This is a genomic window from Undibacterium hunanense (assembly GCF_014284335.1).
GTDB classification, from domain to species: domain Bacteria; phylum Pseudomonadota; class Gammaproteobacteria; order Burkholderiales; family Burkholderiaceae_D; genus Undibacterium; species Undibacterium hunanense.
This window is the reverse complement of record NZ_JACOGF010000005.1, coordinates 100,429-121,620: the sequence shown is the minus strand read 5'-3', so window position 1 is coordinate 121,620 and position 21,192 is coordinate 100,429. Positions and strand designations below refer to the sequence as shown.

Below are 21,192 nucleotides of genomic sequence, written 5' to 3'. Positions count from 1 at the left end.
GGGTTTTTTGTTTATGGGCCCATCCATTGGTAGCATACTGGCGAGCATATTGCGTACTGTGCCCGCATCCATGTCAGCAATGTCATTTTGCTGACTTTACGCAATGCGGTATGGACTTGAATAGCCTACAATACGGTTTTTGCAGTTTGTGCCCATGCTGGCATTTTCAGGTAAATACCATGTCCACTTTGAACGCTGATCCCGCAGAAATCCAAAAATTTAGTGAGCTGGCCCATCGCTGGTGGGACCCCACCTCCGAATTCCGCCCCTTGCATGAAATCAATCCCCTGCGCCTGGAATGGATCAACCAACTGGCACCGTTGGCTGGCAAACGCGTCATCGACGTCGGTTGCGGTGGTGGCATCCTGGCAGAATCCATGGCAAAAAGAGGCGCCAATGTCACCGGCATAGACCTGTCCGACAAGGCACTGAAAGTGGCTGACCTGCATGGTCTGGAATCTGGCATCAGTGTGCGGTATCAAAAAATCGCCGCCGAAGACATGGCCGAAGCAGAAGCCGGACAGTTTGACATTGTTACCTGCATGGAAATGCTGGAACACGTGCCCGACCCGGCATCCATCGTCAAAGCCTGCACAAAAATGGTTAAACCGGGTGGTCATGTATTCTTTTCCACCCTGAACCGCAACTTCAAATCGTATTTGTTTGCCGTCATCGGTGCAGAATACCTGCTGCAAATGCTGCCCAAGGGCACACATGACTATGCCAAGTTCATCACCCCGGCAGAATTATCACAAGACATCCGTAACGCCGGCTTACAAATTCAATCCATGAAGGGCTTGAGTTATAACCCTCTGACCCAAATCTACTCTCTGAATGCAGACACCAGCGTCAACTACATGGTGGCCTGCACACGCCCAGTGTGAATTGAATAACCGGGTACCCTGTGCCGCCAGGCAAGGGGTACCACCTTGATTTTTTCATATGCAAACACCACAAGCGATTCTTTTTGACCTGGACGGCACCCTGGCAGACACCGCCCCCGATCTGGCAGCCGCAGTCAACGTCATGCGTACCAGCCGCCAGATGGCACCAGCCCACTACCAAAGCCTGCGCCCCCATGCATCTGCCGGTGCCAGGGGTTTGCTGGGTGCGGGTTTCAACATCACCCCGGAACACCCTGACTTTATCGCCATGCGCGATGAATTTCTGAATCAGTATGCGTCTGCCCTGGTTGTGCACAGCACCCTGTTCAAACAGGTGCCTGATCTGCTCAGAGGGCTGGACGTACTCGGCGTAAGCTGGGGTATCGTCACCAACAAGGCCATGCGTTTTACCCTGCCGCTGATCCCGCTGCTGGATCTGCAAGAGGCACGCTGCGTGGTATCCGGTGACACCACTCCCCATTCCAAGCCCCACCCTGCCCCCTTGCTGGAAGCAGCCAGACAGTTAGGAATACGCTCAGAAAACTGCTGGTACGTCGGTGATGACCTGCGTGACATCCAGGCTGCCGAAGCTGCCGGCATGACCAGTATTGCTGCCGCCTGGGGTTATTGCGGTGCCACCGAACCCAAGCACTGGAAAGCCGATGCCATCATCGACAGCCCGCTGGAACTGCTGGAACTGGTACGCGCCAAACATTTACAGGCCGTCGGCTCTTGAATTTTACGCCCACAGCCACATATGAGATATACTAGCAATGCTTAGGGGTCGACCAGGTTTCGACAGGGGTTGCAAAGCAGCGCAGGGCATACCGAGGCCAGACTACCTCGTAAATACAATCTGAACTATATAACTGCAAACGATAACTCGTACGCATTAGCCGCTTAATACCGGCTAACCTTACACCACTTCGTCCATAGGGTGGGCTGGCAACAGCAGTAAGGACATTCATATGGAATCGTCTTGAGCCGGGTTACTTGACTCTCGATTAAATAATAGGTAACTCGTCCTGCCGCAGCGTGTGCGTCCGCGTCGTCAGGATTAAATCAAATGGCAGCACTAAGTATGTAGAACTGTCTGTAGAGTGCTTCTGGACGCGGGTTCGATTCCCGCCGACTCCACCAGAATATGAAAAGCCATCCAATTTATTGGGTGGTTTTTTTATTTTTCAATTTGCCTTTCAAGTATTTTGAAAGATGCACGAACATCAACTGCAATTAGCAAAGAAAAATTCTTATAATCAAAATTTAGCAATGCTAAATTACTGCATGTTTTCCATATTCCCCAAGGAATCAAGTATCAATGTCTCATAACAAACTGACTTTATCACGTCTCGAAAATCTATTGCTGACCGCCTGCGATGATTTGCGCGGCAATATGGATGCAAGCGAATACAAAGAATATATTTTTGGCATGCTCTTTCTGAAGCGTGCCAGTGATTTGTTTGACCAACGTCGGGCAGAGATCAAACGCGAAGGTAAAGCAGTTGGCTTGTCAGACGCAGATATCGCCATCAATCTGGAAGATAGGGATCAATATTCAGGCAAATATTTTTTTGTGCCGCCACGAGCACGCTGGAATGAAACCTGGATAGATGACAAAGGTAATCAGCAACCAGCGCTCAAACACATCAAAGAAAATGTTGGCTCCATGCTCAACAAGGCTTTGGAAGCTTTGGAAGAAGAAAACCCGGATGCGCTGCAAGATGTCCTGAAGGGCACCATCAATTTCAACCGCAAGATAGGGCAAAATACCCTTGACGACGACACCTTGATCGATTTCATCCAGAACTTCGAAAAAATCCCGCTCAAAGATGAAGACTTTGAATTTCCGGATCTGCTAGGTGCAGCTTATGAATGGTTGATCAAGCACTTTGCCGATTCTGCAGGTAAAAAAGCTGGTGAATTCTATACGCCAGCAGAAGTAGTACGAATCTGCGTAGAAATTTGTGATCCCAAAGAAGGCATGAGTGTCTATGACCCAACAGTGGGGTCGGGCGGCATGCTCATCCAGGCGCGCGATTATTTGCGTGAATGCGGTGCAGATCCAACTGAATTGTCTTTGAATGGGCAAGAAAAGATGGGAACCACCTGGTCCATCTGCAAAATGAATATGTTACTGCACGGTATTTCACACGCTGATATACGCAATGCTGACACATTGACCGACCCGCAACACAAAGAGCAAAACAACGAACTCAAGCGCTTTGACCGGGTACTGGCCAATCCCCCCTTTAGCCAGAACTATGCACGTACCCAATCCAAAGATGATGGCAGTGGCACCAAGAAAAAAGTCAGCATTGCCTACCCTGGCCGATTCAATGTCTGGATGCCAGAAAAAGGCAAAAAAGCCGATTTGATGTTTGTACAGCATATGCTGGCCGTGCTTGACGGCAATGGCCGCATGGCAAGTGTCATGCCTCATGGCGTACTGTTCCGTGGTGGTGAAGAGCGTGAGGCACGCCAGCACTTTATTGACAAAGGCGTGCTGGAAGCTGTCATCGGCTTGCCAGGCAATCTGTTTTATGGCACCGGCATCCCTGCCTGCATACTGGTACTCAACAAGGCGGGTGCTGCCAAGCGTGAGCACGTACTTTTTATCAATGGTGACCGCGAATACCGTGATGGCAAGGCGCAAAACCACTTGCGCCCAGAAGACATAGACAAGATCGTCCATGCCTACCGTGCCGGTCAGGATATACCTTCCTATGCGCGCCGTGTACCTGTCAGTGAAATCAGGGCTGAAGATTACAACTGCAATATTCGCCGCTATGTTGACAATGCCCCGCCGCCCGAGCCACATGATGTACGTGCTCATTTGAAAGGTGGTGTGCCCGTCAGTGAAATCGATGCCTTAAACCACTTCTGGCAAAACTATGAAGGCTTGCGTGAAAGCTGCTTTGTAGCGCGCACGACTTCTGCGCCAGGCACGGCGTATGCCGACTTTAGTACGATCATACAAGACAAGCGCGCCATCGCAGACCATGTCAAACAACACCCTGGTGTTTTACAGCGTCAAGCCATATTCATGGCCGTATTAGAAAAATGGTGGCAAAAACATTTACCCATCGTCGAGGCACTGGCACCAGACGCTGACAATCAACATGGTAAAACCACCAACGTCTATCAAATGCGCGCTACATTGCTGGACAGCATAGAGCGCACTTTTGCCAGCCAGCATCTGCTGACGCGTTACCAGGTGCGCGGTGCATTTGCCAATTACTATAAATTGCTTGCCTCTGATTTTAAATCCATTGCCGCCAGTGGCTGGGGTGCAGAACTGATCCCTGATCAAGATATATTGCAAAGCCAGTTCCCGCACGTACTGGCAGAGCTGGAACAGCAACACGCCAGGCTGGCGGAACTGCAAGCCCTGTTTGCTGCCGCTGGTGAAGAAGATTTCGAAGACAGCGACGACACCGGTGTCTTGCCTGCGGATGAAGTCAAGACTCTCAAAGCCAGCCTCAAAGAAGCCAGGGGCATGATAAAACTGGCCAAGCGCGACACCGCCTTTGGCGACTGGCAAAGTTACCAGCAAGAAGCTGAAGGCATAGAAAAACAGCTGGCCCGTCACAAAAAACTGGAAGACGAAGCAAAAAACCTCAAGGTATTGATCAAGAGTACCGAGCAAAACCGCGATGCACTGGTAGAAGCAGCCCGCCTAAAAATCAGCAAGGACGAAGCCCGCATAGTCATCGTCAAGCGTTTGGGTAAGGTATTGTTTGATAGTTACCAGCACTATTTGCGCGCCGATCAGCGCGCCTGTGTAGCTGAGATAGAAAACCTGTGGGCCAAGTATGCAATAACTGCTAAACAGATTGAAACTGCGCGTAATGAAGCGGCACAGGAATTACAAGACTACTTGGTGGAATTAGGATATGAGTGAGTGGATTGATTCTACCGTAGGAAAGGTTACGGAATACCAACGTGCAGGTGGCACACCTACTGCCACAATCAACTCTTTTTATGGAGGAGATATCCCATTTGTCACTATTGAAGATATCACGAATGGCACCCGCTTCCTTGATCGCACAGAAAAATGTCTTTCTGAGTCAGGCCTTGCAAACAGCAATGCTTGGTTTATCAAAGAACCGCACATACTTTATTCTATGTACGCTACTGTTGGTAAGCCGATCATCAATCGCATTGCATGCGCAACGAACCAAGCGATTATTGCTCTCAAAACCTCATCAGAAATTGAACCATCATTTTTGTTTTATCAACTTCTGTTTATGAGACCAGAAGTTTACAAGTACACGTCGCAGACTACGCAATCAAATCTAAATGCCGGATCAGTTAAGAAATTACCAATTTCTTATCCACGCAACAAAAATGAACAAAAGAAAATAACAACCATTCTTGCTGCGATTGATACCGCAATCGAAACGACTGAGACCTTGATCACCAAATACCAGCATATCAAGACTGGCCTAATGCTTGACCTGCTCACGCGTGGAATCTTACACAACGGACAACTACGTCCCCCTCGTTATGAAGCACCCGAGTTATATCAAGAAACTACGATTGGTTGGGTTCCAAGAGAATGGATAACGATTCCCTTAGCACAACTATTGGCTAAGATTGATGCTGGATGGAGTCCAGAATGTCCAGAAATACCACCCAGCAATGGCGAATGGGGTGTATTGAAAGTTAGCGCCGTGACGAAGGGAATCTACGATCCGTTAGAATCAAAGACTCTTCCATATTCTTTAGTACCAGATCCCTCTATAGAGGTAGCCGATGGTGACGTAATTTTGACGCGTGCCAACGGTGTGCCAGAACTAGTTGGTGTTACTGTACAAGTCAAAAATACACCGCCAAAACTAATGTTATCCGACAAATTGTTAAGATTGGTTCCCAAGCAAGAAAAAATGTCGAAAGAATTCTTGGCTCTATTAATGACATCAAACTTAATTAAATCTCAAATAGATAGCGTAATGAGCGGCAGTAGCGGTCAACGAAATATCTCCCAAGCTCAACTAAAAGGGTTCGTATGCATACGCCCTGACCTAAGCGAGCAAGAGCGAATCTTAACCTATCTTCGCTCGGTTCAGGATAAGTTAGAATTTGAGAATTTAAGTAAAGAAAAATTATTAATAAAAAAACTCGGCCTGATGCAAGACCTCCTCACAGGCAAAGTCCCGGTAAAAGTCGACGAACCTGGGCTGGAAACAAGCACATGAATACCGACCACCCTGCTTCCCTGACCCCGCCACCGGCAGGCTATGCCGAGTGGTTGTTTGATCTGAAAAGCCGTATCCATAGCGCACAGCAACGTGCGACACTGGCTGTCAACCGCGAACTGGTTGTGTTGTACTGGCAAATCGGCAGCGAGATTTTGGCAAGACAGGCGCAACAGGGTTGGGGGGCCAGGGTGGTAGATCGTCTGGCGCAGGACTTGCGCAATGCTTTTCCTGACATGAAAGGCTTCTCACCGCGCAACCTGAAATATATGCGCGCTTTTGCACAGGCTTGGCCAGAAGCTGAATTTGTGCAGCAAGCTGCTGCACAATTGCCCTGGTTTCATTTGTGTACTTTAATCGACAAGCTCAAAACCCGTGAAGAACGTGACTGGTATCTTGCCCAGACCATAGAGCATGGCTGGTCGCGCAATATACTGGTAATACAAATAGAAACCAGGTTAAAAGATAGAACAGGTGCCGCACTGAGTAATTTTGCGACACGCCTGCCTAAACCACAATCTGAGCTGGCGCGCGAGTCTCTGAAAGACCCCTATCGGCTGGATTTTCTGGGCTTGGGTAAAGAAGCTGAAGAACGTGACATAGAAGCAGCGCTGGTTCGACACATCACACAGTTTTTACTGGAACTAGGTGCAGGCTTTGCCTATGTGGGGAGGCAAGTGCATGTGGAAGTGGGTGGTGACGACTTTTTTGTTGACCTTTTGTTTTATCATCTCAAACTACGTTGCTATGTTGTTATCGAGATCAAGGCTGGCAAGTTTAAACCCGAGCATCTGGGCCAGTTAAGTTTTTACATGACGGCAGTGGACAAGCAAATTAAGCAGGAGCAAGACGCAGCCACCATAGGCTTGCTGTTATGCAAAAGCAAGAACAAAGTGGTGGCTGAATATGCACTGCACGATAGCAGCCGCCCTATGGGGATAGCCGAATACCAATTGGTGGAGTCTCTGCCAACGCAACTGCAAACCAGTTTACCGAGCATAGAGCAGTTGGAACAGGAACTGGTGGATACGCACATGCCTGAGAGCGATGCAGAATGAGCGAATACAGCGAGGTTGAACTACCGTTTTTGCAGCAACTTGCCGCACAGGGCTGGACGGTGGTTGACCAGGGTGCTGGCATCCCCCAGGATGCCGCCCCCAGCCTGCGCATGAATTTTCGACAATTCCTACTGCATGAGATATTCAAGCAAACCATACGCGCCATCAACCGGACCGATGAAGACAGCACCTGGCTAACAGACAGCCAGCTAGAAGAGCTTGCACAACAACTGCAACGCCAGCCTAACCGCACGCTGCTGGAAGCGAATGAAGCAATTCAGGCACTGCTATTCAAGACGCAGGTAGATACCAATGAACTGACAGGTGAGGCTGATCCTGTGGTGAGGTTAATCGATTTTCAGCATCCGGAAAATAATCAATTTCATGCGATCAATCAATTCCGTATAGATACGCCTGGTTGCGTGAAGGCTTTTATCATTCCGGACATTGTGTTGTTTGTAAATGGTATCCCTTTGGTGGTGGTGGAATGCAAAAAAGGTTCTGAAACCTGTGCCAACCCCATGCAGGAAGCTTTTGTGCAATTGCAGCGCTATATGCGCAAACGCGTGGAAACCGAAGCTGCGGGCTTGAAAGAAGGTGAGCCCCGCCTTTTCCAGAGTAACCTGATGCTGATCCGCAGTTGTGGGCTGGAGGCCGATTACGGCACCATCAGTTCAGGCGAAGAACATTTCTACGCCTGGAAGACCTTGTACCCCCAGGATGATGCAGCACTCAAGGGATTAAACGCTCAACAGCAACTGGTTGCCGGTATGTTAAACAAAGCCAACCTCTTGCAAATACTGCGCAGCAGTGCAGTATTCATGGATACGGACGGTGGCGCACGCGTAAAGGTGGTGTGCCGTTACCAGCAATTTCGTGCTGCAAATAAAATCATGGAGCGACTGCGCACGGGCGAGACTGCCATGGCACGCAGCGGTGTGGTATGGCACACCCAGGGGTCAGGTAAATCATTGACGATGGTGTTTTTGGCACGGATGATGCGCGCCAGCCGCGACTTGAATGATTACAAGATTGTACTGGTGAATGACAGACAGGATCTGGAAGAACAATTGGGTGACACGGCAACCCTGATCGGTGGACGGGTGAATGTGATTGAGACTCGTCAGGGCCTGCGCAACCATCTGGCCACCGACAGTTCAGACATCAACATGGTGATGGTGCATAAGTTTCAGGAACACAAGCAAACCCTGAGCAATGCAGTGGCCGAAGCCTTGGGCACTTACCTGGCCATGCCAGCGAACAAGACTTTTGGGACGGTGAATACCTCCGACCGCATTATTCTCTTGATTGACGAGGCGCATCGCACGCAAAGCTCGGACCTGGGTGACAATCTGTTTGAAGCATTTCCCAATGCGACACGCATTGCTTTTACAGGTACGCCATTAAAGCATGAACGTCATGGAGAGAAAAAAACCAATAAGCGTTTTGGTGAATACATTGATACTTACAGGCTAATGGATGCCGTCAATGATGGCGCAACCTTGCAAATTCTATATGAAGGTAAAACAGCTGACAGTGCTTTAAACGAAAAGCATGCTTTCGACGAGGCTTTTGAGGATTTGTTTCGCGACCGCAGTGAAGAAGAATTACAGGTCATCAAGAAAAAATACGGTGCTACTGGCGATATTCTGGAAGCTGAAAATCGCATCAATGCAATTGCCAAAGACCTGGTTCAACATTATATCGACAACATTCTGCCAAATGGCTTCAAGGCACAGGTAGTATGCCATTCCAAGCTGGCATGTGTACGTTACCAAGTCGGTATCAAAGCAGCGTTGCAGGAACGAATAGAGCAAGAAAAACTCAAGGCCGTACCGGATATTGATCTCGTCAGAAAATTACAGTTTTTAAAAACAGCGGTGCTCGTGTCCTCAGACGGCACGAACGAAGCGGCCTATATATCGGATACGCGAAAACAAGCACTGCGCCTGAATGCAGTCGAGAACTTTTGCCGCAGCTTTGATTTGGATGACCGAGACAAAGAAAACACGGGCATAGCATTTCTGATCGTATGTGATATGTTGCTGACGGGGTTTGACGCCCCTATAGAACAAGTCATGTATATCGATAAAAAACTGCGTGAACACAGTCTATTGCAAGCGATAGCGCGGACCAATAGGGTAAAAAAAGGCAAGCACCGTGGCTATGTCGTCGATTACATCGGCCTGGCTAATCACCTGACAGAAGCCTTGACACTTTATGCAGCCAGCGACGAATCGCAAGAATTACACGATAGTATGCAAAACATCAGCTCAGAATTGCCTATTCTGGATGAACGATATCAACGACTTATTCAGCATTTTGTTGCACTAGGCGTCAAGAACATTGAGCCATTCGTCAATGGGAAACTGGCTGATCTTGATGCAGATGCAGCAGTAGTTCATGACGCAGTAAAAGCGCTGAAAGATGAAAAACAGCGTGCTGACTTTGAGGTATATCTCAAGAAATTTTTGATGAGCATGGACATCATTTTGCCGCACAGTGCTGCACAAACATTCCGTGTACCAGTAAAACGGTTTGGCTATATCCTGCAAGTTTGCAAAGAGCGCTACAAGGATAGCAGCCTGGACTTGGGTAATGCAGGTGAGAAAGTGAAGGCGTTGATCAATGAACATCTGATCAGTCTGGGCATTAATCCCAAAGTCCCTCCTGTAGAGTTATTGTCAGAAGACTTTATGGAAAAATTGGCCACACATTCAGGTCAGAACAATGAGGCCAAAGCCAGTGAAATGGAACATGCCATCCGCAAGCATTGCACTGTGCATCATGACGAAGACCCTGCCTTCTACAAAAGCCTGTCTGAAAAAATTGACGCATTAATAGAGAAGCATCAGGACGAATGGGATTTGCTTGCCGAAAAACTGGCAGAACTACGTAACGAAGCCATCACTGGTCGCCAAAAGGGGGAAGATGGCATGGGAAAGGAAGCGACCACTTTCTACGCGCATATCATTCAGGTGGGGTTTGCCAATGCAACTGTCGAAGTTGGTGATAAACCGAGCTTTAAGGCATTGATGGAAACCGTTGTTGAGATATTGCAAGAAACAATAGCCAGCGTTGATTTCTGGCAAAATCCGGATAAACAAAAGCGCGTACGTGGTCTTCTGAAAACTGAAATCGCTAAAACTACGATAGAAGAGCTCAAACAAAACCGTGAGCGCGTCGCAGTCGAGATCATGAAGTTGGCAAAAAACCGCCACAATGAGTTGATACGTAACCTAAGAGCTGGGAGTAATTAAATGCAGCTACGACAAGTACGTGATATCGAATACCAATTACTACCGGGTGCTGACAGGCAGACGACCGATATTGTGATTGAAAGAAACGGCATGATCTCAGTACGCCCCCCACTTCGAATGACACCGGAACAGGTGGATGAGACAGTACTGTCAAAACGCATGTGGATCTACCGCAATCTTGCAGATTGGCGAGATCTGAACGCTACCAGGGTTACGCGTGAATGGGTTAGTGGTGAGTCATTTTTATATTTGGGCAGCAGTTACCGCCTAGAACTGGTAAAAGAGCAAGACGAACCATTAAAACTGAAAGATGGCCGGTTTTGCCTATTACGATCCGTCGTCGAAGTGGGGGGCAGTGAGGCCGCACATAAAGCTTTTGAAGCTTTTTATGTAGAAAAAGGTTTGGCCAGAATCAAAAAGCGCGTCGCTTTTTTTGCGAGTAAAGTAGGTAAGTCGCCTGGGACTATCCACATCAAAGATATTGGTTATCGCTGGGCGTCATGTCTTAAAAATGGTGATTTACACTTTCATTGGAAGTGTCTTATGGCACCGTTGACTATCATCGATTACATCATCGTCCACGAGTTATGCCATTTGCACCATCGTGACCACTCAGATACATTTTGGAACGAAGTGGATAAAGTGTTGCCTGATTATCGTGACCGCAAAGAGTGGTTGCGCATGCGCGGTGCAGAGTTGGACTTATAGAAAATATGAGACAAATGGAAATCAATCAGGTAATAGCATCAAAGGCTAAATAATTACATTTGATTTTTAATTGAAAAACCCGCCACAGCGGGTTTTTTATTTCCCCACACCCGGCAGCATGGTCAAAACTCTCCCGCCAGTTTCCAATAAAAAAGAAACGCGGTGCCGACTTTCAATTGACTAACGCGCGTATAATTAAATCGATGCAGCAACCTCTTGCACTAAGATTTCCAAAGGCATACCCAGCCCCTTGTGCAACTTACGAATCATTTGTATAGACAAGCTACGGTGCCCGTTTAATACCTCGCTCGTCTTTGACGGACTACCAAAATAGTCAGTCATATCTGCAGGCCGTAAACCTTGCATTTCCATTCTGAATTTAATTGCGTCGATCGGACTTGGAAGCGTGGCCGGATATTCCACGGCCTCGTACAACTCGACCAGGGTAGCAAGCACTTCCAGCTTGTCACCATCTGGCGTACCAACTTCCGGGTCAATATCCACCAGGCGTGAAACTTCTGCAAGCGCACGCTTGTAATCTTCTTGTGTGTGGATCGGGCGAATGTCCATTTTTTACTCCAGTTCTACTGTGGTTGCATCCACGGCATCATATTCTGCATGCGTGCCAATAAATTTGATATACATCACCCCGATGCGGTAAGCGACGGCAACAATCAGGCGATACTTGTTACCACCAATATTGAAAACCACACGGTTTTTAGCAACAAAACTCGCTGTTAAAAATTCAGACTTGATGTCTGCCGGCGATGTCCACTTGGCTGCCTTTACCTTTCCTTCCCAAAGAGCAATCGCACTATGGCCATCAGGGTGTCTTATGCTGAACTGGCGAAGTGGTGGGGTAGCGACGATCTTCATGCTTTTATTATAGTTCCCTTAATGGGAACTTACAACATACTGGATAATATTCCCCCCATCTTTTTGCGTAACGCTGTTCGGCCCCATCTGCACATGCAGTCATATATGACCCGCCACAATTCTCAGATTTATTGAAATTTAAGGATGAGATTCCTGACTTTATGAGTGGAGAGTGAAGAATTCGAGCCACATGCAGCAAGCCCACGAAATGGCGCATGCACGTGCCATGGCTGGCCAGGATTACCGACTCCCGCCGACTCCACCAAAATTATGTTTAAAATTAATGACTTAGTATTTTTAATTGCCATTAAATTGGGGTTATTTAGGGCTGTTTTGGCGCCTGAATGACAACAAAAAGCCAACATGGAAAAAGCCCGTCTTTGATGGGCTTTTTGCTTTCTCATGATATTTTTTTGTTCATTAAATGATGTTTATGCTGCATATTCAATCATCATAAATCCTCAACGTAGCATCGATCACGACCACTTATTAAATATACATGACAACCCCCATCTTTATGCAGTAGGATTATCGACTGCCCATATACCAATTTGAATAGCGAGTAATCCTGCATGTCCCTGGACTTTTCTACTCTGTCCGCCCTGCGTACTCATCACCCTGCCTGGCGCTTGTTGTGTTCTGACCATGCGCCCTTGATCGCCAGTTTTTTACACCGTGTCTTTGTTGCCCCGAATGTGCGTGTCGTGAATGCCGCTGATCTGGCTGAGATGCTGGAAGACGAGTTATTTACCCTGCGCGAGCGTTTGGGTGAAAACGAATTCCCCAAGCGGGCGCAGGAGTATTTGAATGACTGGGCTAACCCGGATAAAGGCTGGTTACGCAAATTCTATCAACAGGGCTCGGACGAAGCACAATTTGACCTGACGCCAGCAACAGAAAAAGCCATCAATTGGTTGAGCAGCCTGACTGAGCGCAGCTTCGTCGGTACGGAATCTCGCTTGCTGACCTTGTTTGACTTGCTCAAGCAAATGAGTGAAGGTAGCGAAGTTGACCCCGCAAAGCGCATCGCCGAGTTGCAAAAGAAACGTGAAGACATTGATGCAGAGATCAGCCGGGTCTTAAGTGGTGATCTGGGCTTACTGGATGATACGGGTATCAAAGACCGCTTCCAGCAATTCATGCAGATTTCACGTGATCTTCTGACGGATTTTCGTGAGGTTGAATACAACTTTCGCCAGCTTGACCGGCGGGTGCGTGAGCACATCGCTTTGTGGGAAGGTTCCAAGGGTGCCTTGCTGGAACAAATCATGGGAGAGCGCGATGCCATCAGTGACTCAGACCAGGGCAAGAGCTTTCGTGCCTTTTGGGATTTTTTGATGTCCAGCCGCAGGCAGGAAGAACTGACGCAGTTGCTCGATCATGTCCTTGCTTTGACGCCGGTACAGGAACTTGCACCTGGTCCACGTACCAGACGTGTACATTATGACTGGCTGGAAGCTGGTGAGCATACTCAACGGACAGTCGCACAATTATCACAACAATTGCGACGTTTTCTGGATGACCAGACCTGGCTGGAAAATCGCCGCATCATGGATATCTTGCGTGGCATAGAATCCAAGTCACTGGCTTTGCGCGAGCAACAGCCGTCAGGTGAATTTTGCAGCATAGACGAAATGACGGCAGAGATAGAGTTGCCGATGGAACGTCCTTTGCACACGCCCTCTTTCAAACCTGTGATTGCAGACTTGATCTTGCAGGCGGGCGATGCTGATCTTGATACCAACGCCCTCTACAATTATTTTACTATCGACAAAGCAGAGTTGATGCTACACATACGCCATGCATTGCAACTGCAATCACAAGCAACGCTGCAAGAAATCACGACCAAACATCCCTTGCAACATGGACTGGCTGAACTCATCAGCTACCTGCATTTGGGTAATGAATCCTTCAACACTGTGATTGATGAAGACCATACTGAAACCATAGGCTGGCATGCAGTCACGTCCCACGGCGAGCAAGTACAAAAACAGGCAACCCTGCCACGCGTTATTTTTGTGAGATGAGCATGGACACCCAGACTACCCCCGCTACCCACACAACAGCTAGCCAAGCCGCACCTATTCAAGACAATGCCTTATCCCCGCTGCTGATCAATTTGCTCAAAACGGTGCTGTACCGTGAAGATGATGAGCAATTGTGGGGCGCTCTGCTAACACTGCAAGCAAGGGTGCGGGACTATGTGGCGATTCTCAATCTTGATCTGATGCTGGATGAAGCAGAAGGTTATGCTTTTCTTAAAAGCCGCCCTGAACCAGAAGAACAGGAAGCAAAAACCAGGACCAAGCTACCGCGCTTGGTAGCGCGGCGTCCATTGTCATTTCCTGTCAGTCTGCTGCTGGCCTTGCTCAGGAAAAGGCTGGCAGAATTTGATGCCGGTGGTGGTGACACGCGTCTGGTGTTGAGCAAGGAAGATATCGCCGGATTGATGCGTGTGTTTTTACCCGACAGCAGTAACGAAGCCAGGCTGGTCGATCAGGTAGAAACCCATATCAACAAAGTGATAGACCTGGGCTTTATACGCAAATTGAAAACAGGTAGCAGCCCGCAAACTTATGAAGTACGGCGCATACTGAAAGCCTTTGTCGATGCGCAATGGCTGGCTGAATTTGACATCAGGTTAGCCAGCTACCAGGCGCAACTCGCTGGCGAAGATGCGTCAGACAAAACCGATGATGAATGATGTGATGCAATCAGATACTGAACTCACGGCAGAGGTCGAGTTGTCAGGCTTTCGCCTGCACAGGCTGGAAGTACTGAACTGGGGCACCTTTGATAGCAATATCTGGACATTGCATCTGGATGGAAAAAATGGCCTGCTGACAGGCGACATCGGTTCAGGAAAATCCACTTTGGTAGATGCAATCACTACGTTGCTGGTGCCTGCACAAAAAGCGGCCTATAACAAAGCTGCTGGCGCTGACAGTCGCGAAAGAAATTTGCGTTCTTATGTGTTGGGTTATTTCAAGTCAGAACGCAATGAAGTCAGTGGTACTGCCAAGCCGGTATCGCTGCGCAAGGATAATAGTTATTCCGTCATATTGGCAGTGTTTCGCAATGCCGGTTTTGACCAGACAGTGACATTGGCCCAGATGTTCTGGATGAAAGAGCCGCATGGGCAACCTGCGCGTTTCTTTGTCGGCGCAGAGAAAGACCTGTCTATCGCAACGGACTTTGCCAATTTTGATGCAGACATCAACAAATTGCGCAAAAGACTACGCACTTCAGGCGCTGATGTAGAAGAAACCTTCCCTAAATATGCAGCATGGTTCAAGCGACGTTTTGGCATCGAGAATGATCAGGCGCTGGAATTGTTTCATCAGACTGTGTCGATGAAATCAGTCGGCAACCTGACTGATTTTGTTCGTACCCACATGCTGGAACCCTTTGATGTATCCAGCCGCACTGATGCATTGATTTCTCACTTTGAAGATTTAAACCGTGCACATGAAGCCGTATTGAAAGCCAAGCGTCAAACCACTATGCTGACGCCGCTGGCTGCCGATTATGAATTGCACATCGTCAAGGCTGCGGAAATCGAGCAACTGAAGCAATGCCGTGAAGGTTTGCCTGGTCATTTTGCCAGCTTGAAACTGCATTTACTGACCCAACGTCTGAGTCATTTAGGCGAAGAATGGCTGCAACATAATGCCCAGATCAGACAGTTAGAATTACAACGTGAAAAGCAGGGGTTTGAGATTGATGACATCAAAATTGCTATTGCGAATAACGGTGGCGACCGCCTGGCAAAATTGGAGGCGGAGATAAGAGAAAAAGAAATTTTGCGTGAAAATCGCAAGAACAAGGCTGACCGTTACCACCAACTATTCACTGATCTTGATGAGAAGCCAGCTTACAATCAACAGGATTTTTTGGTTCAAAACCAAGCCTTTCTTGCAAAGATAGCAGATTTAAAAACTGAAGAAAGTCGGTTACAAAATACTTACAATGAATATGAATTCACATTCAGAGATAAAAAACGCAAACGAGACGAGTTGCAATTAGAAATCAATAGCCTGAAGCGCCGCCCGAATAATATCGACAGCAAGCAAATCAAGATACGCGAACTCTTGTGCGGAGCACTAGATATCACAGAAGACGAAATGCCCTTTTGTGGCGAGTTGATACAAATCCGGGAAACAGAACAAGATTGGGAAGGAGCGGCAGAACGACTTATGCGTGGTTTTGCCTTGTCCATGCTGGTGCCAGAAAAATATTACCAGCGAGTTGCAGAATGGGTGAATAGTAATCACTTGTATGGACGCTTTGTCTATTTTCATGTACACCAGCAAAAGCGCGGTAATCTGGCTAGCCCTCATCCAGATTCATTGATCAGGAAACTCGCCATCAAGACTGACTCTGCATTTTATGAATGGCTGGAGCGTGAACTGGTACATCGCTTCGATGTTGCCTGTTGTGCCAGCCAGGCACAATTCCGCCAGGCTGCTAGAGCGATCACCATGGCAGGACAAATCAAAGACCCCAGGGGGCGTCATGAAAAAGATGATAGTTACAGTATTAATGACCGTAGTCGTTATGTACTGGGTTGGTCCAATGCGCCAAAAATAGCAGCGCTGGAAAAGAACGGCCGCAAACTGGAGGCCGACATGCTTCCTTTTGTGAAATTGATGAATGACGTCAAAGCAACAAAAGACATAGTAAATGCCAAAATTGATGCGCTGGGTAAATTGGGGGAATTCAGAGATTTTGAAGAAATGAATTGGGCCAGTCTGGTGACAGACATTGCCAATTTGCAGCTTGAACGGCAAAGACTGGAAGCTGCTTCTGATGTATTGGGATCATTGAACCAAAATCTGCAAAACGCCAGACAAGTGATGAAAGAACTGGAAACACAGCTTGATGATTTCAAACACAAGCGCTCTATCAATGTAAATAACAGAGAACATGCTGAAAGCCTGCAGACCGCAGCGCTGGCGATCATACAGCGACAACAGACAGTAGCAGATGTCACGCCACTCCTGGAAAAATTGCGTATCCAGGTTTTGGGCAAACACACGCTCACGGTTGAATCATGTGATCCGCAAGAGCAGGAAGTTCGCAGTTTCATACAGAAAAATTTAGAGACGGAAGACGATAAGCTGAAGAGACTGGCCAAAAGAGTCAGCGAAGCCATGTTCACATTCAAGGCAGAATTCAAGCTTGAGACCGCTGATTTTGATTCCCATGTCGATGCCGGGTTTGAATACAAGAAGCTGTTGGAACAATTGAATCGCGACGACTTGCCACGCTTTGAAGCACGCTTCAAAGAGATGTTAAACGTCAATACCATCAATGAGCTGGCCAATTTCAATGCCCAATTGGCCAGGGAACGTGAAACCATCAAAGAACGCATTGCGCATATTAATCAATCGCTGATACAAATTGACTACAACCCTGGTCGCTACATCATTGTGGAATCGCAAATCAGCCCGGATGCCGACATACGCGACTTCCAGGCAGATTTGCGGGCTTGTACCGAGGGTACGCTCACCGGATCAAACGAAGAACAGTATTCTGAAACCAAATTCCTGCAGGTAAAAGCCATCATAGACCGGTTTCGCGGACGTGAAGGCTTATCAGAACAGGACAGACGCTGGACTGGCAAGGTAACAGATGTACGCAACTGGTTCCTGTTTGCGGCCAGTGAAAGATGGCGCAGTAACGATGCCGAGTATGAGCATTATTCGGACTCTGGCGGTAAGTCAGGTGGTCAAAAAGAAAAACTGGCCTACACTATTCTGGCAGCCAGCCTCGCCTATCAATTTGGCCTGGGTTGGGACAGGCAACGCTCACGCTCATTCCGCTTTGTAGTGATTGATGAGGCCTTTGGACGCGGTTCTGATGAATCAGCGCAATATGGCCTGAATCTGTTCCAGCAGTTGAATCTACAATTGCTGATCGTCACGCCCTTACAAAAAATTCATATTATTGAACCTTATGTATCCAGCGTTGGCTTTGTGCACAATGAAGATGGCCAGGCATCCAAATTGCGTAATTTGTCGATAGAAGAATATCGCGAACAGAAATTACATGTACTCGTGGATGCGCTGACATGAGCTGGACTGGGCCATCTGAACTAAAAGCCCAGCTGCAGCGTCTATGGGAACGTGGCGACTTATTGCGTATGCAGTTGGAAGCTGAAGCCCACTTCCCATTGCGCCTGAGCTTGAAAGTACCCACATCCAGCGATATCAGCGACCTCTTTGATGCAGTACGGAAATGGATTGCAGAACTGGCTTCAGCACCACATATCCGTCTTGAGTGGCGCGAAGTGCGCCATCGCGTGCATGGCTTGCAACGCTTGCCTGATCAGATCTGGGTTGATAGCCTTGATGCGGCTTTGGCCCTGACAGGCAAAAAGCGAGAAGCTGCACGTTTTCAGTTAATGTTTGATGACACTGTACATAAGATCCCCGCCCTGCAAGCATGGTTAAAGAAGCGGCCTATGCAAGCGCTGGAGTTGCATGAGCGATGGCCACAATTGCTGGCCATCGTCGCATGGTTATGCGCACATCCACGCCCTGCGATTTATCTGCGTCAGGTTGATATAGCAGGCATACACAGCAAATTCATTGAAGCCAATCGTGCCATATTGTCCGAACTGCTGGATCTGGCATTAACATCAGACGCCATTGATGAGCGCTACACTGGGAGTAGTCAATTCGCTGCGCGTTATGGATTTCTGGATAAGCCACTGCGTTTGCGCTTCAGGGTACTTGACGAGCGTATGGAAATTTTAGCAGGTATCAGCTACCCCGATATCATGCTGGATGCAGATAGCTTTGCCCGACTTGACTTGTCCGGCAAGACTGTTTTTATTACCGAAAATGAAACCAATTATCTGGCTTTTCCTAAGGTCGCCAATGCTATCGTTATATTTGGATCGGGCTATGGCTGGGATGCGCTGGCATCTGCACGGTGGCTGAACAACTGTGCAATTTATTACTGGGGAGATATCGATACACATGGCTTTGCAATTCTCAACCAGTTGCGCCATCATTTCCGGCATGTCACTTCATTTTTAATGGACAGGGAAAGCTTGCTGAAGCATAAAATACATTGGGGAGAGGAAAGCAATCAAGTCACCCATGATCTATACATGCTTAATAATGAAGAACACTTATTATTCGACGACTTGCGTGAGCAACGCTTAGGGAAAAATCTGAGACTGGAGCAAGAACGCATACAATTTGAGTATGTAATGAATGAAGTATTGCGGATAACAAATACGCCACAGATATTGAATCAAGCTTGAACCTTATCAGCAATGACCATAGCATGTAAATTTTATCTCTCCGCTTGGATCAGTTACTGCGTCCTGTGTGCGTGGTTATATCTGTCTGGCCATAATTCCTTTCCTCTGCAAAGCTACAAATGGCAATTTAATACCGTCTATTCTCAGAAAGGTGGCGCAGTCTAGGATTGGAGTTACTATCTTGCAGGAAGTATCCAAAATGTTGCTGAAAAACTGTATGCCCTTCCAGACGCAATATGACTGCTTTAGAGAATGGAAGATATTTTGTGCACCATCAAGAAAATGACTTCGTCATTGAAAAAGTAGTAGGAATTTTGAAATTGCGCGGCTACGACTTCAATATCGCATACCCAGTTCGATGAATTAAAAACCTACACGCTCCCCGCCCTAACCCAGCCGCCCTCCCCCTCTCAAAATCATCCCGACAACCCCGATCAAAAAACAGCGTACGGGGTGCTACCGGTTCTTCAAAAACCGACAATGCCCGTTCACTTTCGCTCCCGCTTCCCCCCGCCATTAGCTGGCAGTCCGCAGGGCGATTAGCGGTGCCTAATCGCCCGCCGGGTTGGAAATGTATAAAGGTCAGACCTGACCCAGCACCTCGCTAATGATGCCTGCGCCTGATCCATATTTCTCTTTGCCAGTCAATAAAAGCCCGCTCGTCTGGAACATGTCCGAGTCCTTGATAGTAATGAACCCGATCTGCCATTCCGCGCGCTTCTATGTGACCGAAAAAATCAATATTCTGGACAGGGATATGAAATTTTTTACAAAAAATCGGATCCGTAAAATTTGAATAGTATTCGTTGACCAGCCGGACTGCATCTTCTAACGTGTGCTTGTACGTAGTTTGAAGATGAGAAACCACTCGTTCAAATAAAAAGACTTCGTCTTCATCAGACGATACATTTAATTGCATTTCCCATCCTTACTACCGTCTCAAATTGGTTAATAAATTTCTAGCCTACGTAGGAACGACTATGTTCGGCCCCGCCAAGACGAAAATGTATGAATGTCCAACGAGACCCTGCGTACTCAACTGAACAGGACAGCGCTGCAAATCACACGACCAAAAACACACCTTGACTGTCAATTCTCTTAATCAGTTCGACCACCAAGTATCTGTAAACTGACTTAAAGGGCGTGTCAGAGGGGACAAAGAGTATCTGCGAAATTGCGTAGTCCGTCTCTAACTCAGCGTTGATTTCGAGTAGTCCTTGGCTAACTTGAGCTAGCACAGCTTCCTGCTCAATTTGCTGGCATTCACCACTTTTCATAGACAACTCCACAACACCAATTTCTCGACCATCATCAGCGAGCCGGATTCCCAAGAAGTTATGTTCAGGCCCCGTTATCCGCGCTACTTTATAGACATCTTTATCTAAAACAAATTACAAATTCATATTCACGCGCAGTCTGAAATCAATTCTCTTAACAATAGAATCATCTCCGTCACATCATGTTCGCCGACATGAGCAATGTATACAACATACTTTCCACGTGCTTCCAAGTGGCGGACGTAGTCACGTATTCCCTCTTTGATTTCTTCCGTGGCCAAGTTGAACAGGCTAGCTTCATTGCTGCCTGTAATTACGACGACAAAACTCCAGACGGTATCGTCAAAATTAAATTGTCCTTGCTTATATTGCTCTACCCTTTCGAGAAGATATTCCCGATCTTCTTCTAACGAAGTAAGCCTCTCAGTTTTTTGCACTAACTCACCTCTTAAATACGCAAGGTTCAATGTGATTTTTCCCATTCAATCGCTCGCCACTGCGGTGCCTGGTTCGGCACTTCCACACATGATCTGAATTGCCCATCATCCATTTTTTCAATACTGCCGACTGCCAGGCAAGTAGCATATCGTTTGAGCCTGCTTTTTCTGTTCGCATTTGCCTGGTATTGTGCGCATTATGGTTCTGTTCGTTTGCT

General features: G+C 47.6%; 17 protein-coding genes and 1 other RNA gene. 12 read left to right on the top strand and 6 right to left on the bottom strand.

Going from position 1 to position 21,192, the window contains the following annotated elements; all coding sequences use genetic code 11:
• Positions 1-179 precede the first annotated feature (179 nt).
• From ubiG to H8L32_RS11605, 8 genes are all read left to right on the top strand, one after another.
• A complete protein-coding gene (ubiG, locus tag H8L32_RS11640) occupies positions 180-884 on the top strand; it encodes a bifunctional 2-polyprenyl-6-hydroxyphenol methylase/3-demethylubiquinol 3-O-methyltransferase UbiG (protein ID WP_186947404.1) in 705 nt (234 codons plus the stop codon).
• A 58-nt stretch (positions 885-942) separates the two neighbouring features.
• A complete protein-coding gene (locus tag H8L32_RS11635) occupies positions 943-1,620 on the top strand; it encodes an HAD family hydrolase (RefSeq protein ID WP_186947403.1) in 678 nt (225 codons plus the stop codon).
• Between the two features lie 44 nt (positions 1,621-1,664).
• Positions 1,665-2,024: a transfer-messenger RNA gene (gene ssrA / locus H8L32_RS11630) on the top strand.
• 178 nt (positions 2,025-2,202) lie between these two features.
• Positions 2,203-4,785, top strand: coding sequence for a type I restriction-modification system subunit M (locus H8L32_RS11625; RefSeq protein ID WP_186947402.1), 2,583 nt, complete (start codon positions 2,203-2,205; stop codon positions 4,783-4,785).
• Positions 4,778-6,082 (top strand): restriction endonuclease subunit S, encoded by a 1,305-nt coding sequence (locus tag H8L32_RS11620; RefSeq protein ID WP_186947401.1) that lies wholly within the window; start codon positions 4,778-4,780, stop codon positions 6,080-6,082. Before H8L32_RS11625 ends, H8L32_RS11620 begins: the two co-directional genes overlap by 8 nt.
• Positions 6,079-7,140, top strand: a complete 1,062-nt coding sequence (locus H8L32_RS11615) for a PDDEXK nuclease domain-containing protein (RefSeq protein WP_186947400.1) — start codon at positions 6,079-6,081, stop codon at positions 7,138-7,140. The genes H8L32_RS11620 and H8L32_RS11615 overlap by 4 nt, the downstream gene beginning before the upstream one ends.
• Positions 7,137-10,400 carry a type I restriction endonuclease subunit R gene (locus H8L32_RS11610; protein WP_186947399.1) on the top strand — a complete coding sequence of 1,088 codons (3,264 nt, stop codon included), beginning with the start codon at positions 7,137-7,139 and terminating at the stop codon, positions 10,398-10,400. Before H8L32_RS11615 ends, H8L32_RS11610 begins: the two co-directional genes overlap by 4 nt.
• Entirely contained in the window at positions 10,401-11,108 is a 708-nt protein-coding gene (locus tag H8L32_RS11605; protein WP_186947398.1) for a M48 family metallopeptidase, read from the top strand. It begins immediately after the preceding gene.
• A 195-nt stretch (positions 11,109-11,303) separates the two neighbouring features.
• On the opposite strand, the gene H8L32_RS11600 is transcribed toward H8L32_RS11605, so the two are convergent.
• The 3 genes from H8L32_RS11600 to H8L32_RS11590 form a co-directional block, all read right to left on the bottom strand.
• On the bottom strand, positions 11,304-11,678 hold the full coding sequence (locus tag H8L32_RS11600; protein WP_186947397.1) for a helix-turn-helix domain-containing protein: 375 nt from the start codon (positions 11,676-11,678) through the stop codon (positions 11,304-11,306).
• A gap of 3 nt (positions 11,679-11,681) precedes the next feature.
• Positions 11,682-11,984, bottom strand: coding sequence for a type II toxin-antitoxin system HigB family toxin (locus H8L32_RS11595; RefSeq protein WP_186947396.1), 303 nt, complete (start codon positions 11,982-11,984; stop codon positions 11,682-11,684).
• Between the two features lie 128 nt (positions 11,985-12,112).
• Positions 12,113-12,388, bottom strand: a complete 276-nt coding sequence (locus H8L32_RS11590; protein WP_186947395.1) for a hypothetical protein — start codon at positions 12,386-12,388, stop codon at positions 12,113-12,115.
• A gap of 168 nt (positions 12,389-12,556) precedes the next feature.
• Between H8L32_RS11590 and H8L32_RS11585 the strand changes: the two genes are divergently transcribed.
• From H8L32_RS11585 to H8L32_RS11570, 4 genes are read left to right on the top strand one after another with little or no spacing between them, the layout of a single operon-like run.
• Entirely contained in the window at positions 12,557-14,011 is a 1,455-nt protein-coding gene (locus H8L32_RS11585) for a DUF3375 domain-containing protein (protein WP_186947394.1), read from the top strand.
• A gap of 2 nt (positions 14,012-14,013) precedes the next feature.
• A complete protein-coding gene (locus tag H8L32_RS11580) occupies positions 14,014-14,688 on the top strand; it encodes a DUF4194 domain-containing protein (protein ID WP_186947393.1) in 675 nt (224 codons plus the stop codon).
• Between the two features lie 4 nt (positions 14,689-14,692).
• On the top strand, positions 14,693-18,061 hold the full coding sequence (locus H8L32_RS11575) for an ATP-binding protein (protein WP_230412169.1): 3,369 nt from the start codon (positions 14,693-14,695) through the stop codon (positions 18,059-18,061).
• Complete coding sequence (locus tag H8L32_RS11570; RefSeq protein WP_186947392.1) at positions 18,058-19,260, top strand: DUF3322 domain-containing protein; 1,203 nt, start codon at positions 18,058-18,060, stop codon at positions 19,258-19,260. Before H8L32_RS11575 ends, H8L32_RS11570 begins: the two co-directional genes overlap by 4 nt.
• A gap of 604 nt (positions 19,261-19,864) precedes the next feature.
• Here H8L32_RS11570 and H8L32_RS11565 read toward each other — a convergent pair.
• From H8L32_RS11565 to H8L32_RS11555, 3 genes are all read right to left on the bottom strand, one after another.
• Complete coding sequence (locus H8L32_RS11565) at positions 19,865-20,179, bottom strand: hypothetical protein (protein ID WP_186947391.1); 315 nt, start codon at positions 20,177-20,179, stop codon at positions 19,865-19,867.
• 142 nt (positions 20,180-20,321) lie between these two features.
• Positions 20,322-20,537 (bottom strand): hypothetical protein, encoded by a 216-nt coding sequence (locus H8L32_RS11560; RefSeq protein ID WP_186947390.1) that lies wholly within the window; start codon positions 20,535-20,537, stop codon positions 20,322-20,324.
• Between the two features lie 128 nt (positions 20,538-20,665).
• On the bottom strand, positions 20,666-21,019 hold the full coding sequence (locus H8L32_RS11555; protein WP_186947389.1) for a hypothetical protein: 354 nt from the start codon (positions 21,017-21,019) through the stop codon (positions 20,666-20,668).
• Positions 21,020-21,192 lie beyond the last annotated feature (173 nt).